This window comes from Nonomuraea sp. NPDC001636 (genome assembly GCF_040298265.1).
Lineage (GTDB): Bacteria > Actinomycetota > Actinomycetes > Streptosporangiales > Streptosporangiaceae > Nonomuraea.
Genome location: NZ_JBEOZT010000101.1, coordinates 1 through 1,241 on the forward strand (window position 1 = coordinate 1; position 1,241 = coordinate 1,241).

General features: G+C 66.2%; 1 protein-coding gene. It reads right to left on the reverse strand.

Going from position 1 to position 1,241, the window contains the following annotated elements; all coding sequences use genetic code 11:
- Positions 1-536, reverse strand: a 536-nt coding sequence (locus tag ABT158_RS51220) for a reverse transcriptase N-terminal domain-containing protein (RefSeq protein ID WP_352366779.1), incomplete at its 3' end; no start/stop codon positions are given.
- Between the last annotated feature and the right edge of the window lie 705 nt (positions 537-1,241).

Below are 1,241 nucleotides of genomic sequence, written 5' to 3' on the forward strand. Positions count from 1 at the left end.
CTAGTGGCCTGGAAGATGGATTCGATCGCGTCCTGGCAGCTCCTGCCCGGTCTGAACCCATAAGATCGGGGTTCGAACCGTGCCTCCCATTCGGGTTCCAGCGCGTTACGGACCCGTGCCTGATGACACCGGTCCATGACCACCGGGATGCCGAGCGGGCGCAGCTTCGCCGCGTTACCGGCCTTCGGAATGTGCACCCGCCTGACCGCGCGCGGGTTCCAGGCTCCGATCGTGGCGTGCACGCGCACCGCCACCTCGGCCCTGGCCTCGGAAGTCAGCGCGACCTCCCCGTCGATGCCCGCGGTCTTGCGGCCAGCATTGCGCTGCGTCACCTGGCGCACGCTGATGAGCGTGTTGGCCCGGCTGCGCAGCATCAGCTTCTGCAGGTTCCTGACCTTGGGCCAGTCCTCTTCCTGAACCGCCTTGAAGATTCGGCTCCGCAGCCGCCGTACCTGTTCCTCCTGGCTGCGCCAGTCGATGCGTTCCCATCGATCGGCATCCATGTCCAGGAGCAGGCCCTCGGGTCCGTTCACCATGCGGCGTCCAACTTGTCCCTTGGTGCCGGCGGATCCGGCGCTTGGTCGTCAAAGGCTCACCTGCCCACGTCAGCCCCCTTTCGGGGCCGGGTACCAGGCCCGGTATCCGGCCGGTTATCCGAGACCATCCGCTGGAGGAGCGGCCCTAACAGTCTCGGTTTCCCGTTGCCTTTCGGCCACCGGCGTTCGCTTCTTGGGCATCCTGTTCCCGCCAGGGAGTTCAGCTCTCCTTGCGGTCGGCCTACCACGCCCCTTGTTCAGGGCGCGGACCCGGACGGGGTTTCCATGTTCCGCACGCGCGAGACACGGCTGGGGCCGGGCGTCCTCTGTACCCCGGGGACGGCGGTGTTCCCACGGCCGGAAACCCTCCCCGACCGCCGCCTGCCGTCTCTCAACGGCTGGTCCCTGACACTCCGGTCTGGCCTTCCGTCCCGGAGCGTTGACATAACGAGGCATCAGCGAGGATTCACGATCATTCGCCCCTCCCAGCCTTCCTCTCGCCTGTGACCACCGGACGGACGGCGGCTCTTGGGCTTTCCCCTGAGCTCCGCACCTCGCAGTTACCCGCGACGCACGTCAGGGTGAGGACAGGTCTCGAACACTGACCTGGACTACGTTCCCGACATGATCGATCCTCCTTCAACGCAGTCACTCGCCACGTGCGACCTCATGTCGCAAGGGTCGGTGTCACCAGACGCAAAGTAG